Here is a 590-nt window from a genome sequence, read left to right as displayed (position 1 = left end):
GAAGAGAGACCGAAGGCGGCCCTCAGCGGGATGACGCCAGCGGCCTATGCACAGCACTTGGCAAACACAGCTACGATCAACCCCGGACTCTAAACCCGACCGCTACTGAAAGCGGGGGGACGTCGCTTCTTTAAAAGACGGTCGCGGTATCGTCGTCCGTCCTTTGCGACCTGTCCTATCCCTCGATGATCTCGGGCGCCTCTTTCTGGACCAGCCGGACCAGTTCGGCGTTGCGCGCGAAGCACAACAGATATTCGTGGTCGGGAGTAACTGCAACCTTATTATCGTTAGGGCTATCGACCTTTCTCCAAATGAAGCTTGCGACGAAGTTACTCTCCCCAAACACCCGGTCCATCAACATCCCAAGCCGGTAGAGCTCGTTGTCATCAATGCTGACGAAGATCACCCCGTCATCGGCCAGCAGATCCTTCGCCAGCAGCAGACGGCGATACATGAATTCCAGCCGTAAGCTCCCCCGTCAAGCAGACACTTCAAAAGTAGAACGACTGGCGGCTTGTTGGCGGTACTCGGCGGGTGTCAGATCACCGAGCGATTCGTGGGGGCGTTGCTCGTTGTAGTCGAGCATCCAC

Annotated in this window: 1 protein-coding gene and 1 pseudogene; both read right to left on the bottom strand. The window is 57.1% G+C overall.

What is annotated here, in order from left to right:
- Positions 1-223: 223 nt before the first annotated feature.
- Positions 224-478: pseudogene (locus ACFWZU_RS16275) on the bottom strand (DNA methyltransferase); the annotation flags it as partial.
- Positions 479-590: integrase core domain-containing protein (locus tag ACFWZU_RS16270; protein ID WP_439699801.1), on the bottom strand; the 112-nt coding region annotated here is incomplete at its 5' end.

The organism is Frateuria sp. GZRR33 (assembly GCF_051900425.1).
Lineage (GTDB): Bacteria > Pseudomonadota > Gammaproteobacteria > Xanthomonadales > Rhodanobacteraceae > Frateuria_A.
This window is presented reverse-complemented; position numbering and strand designations above follow the sequence as displayed.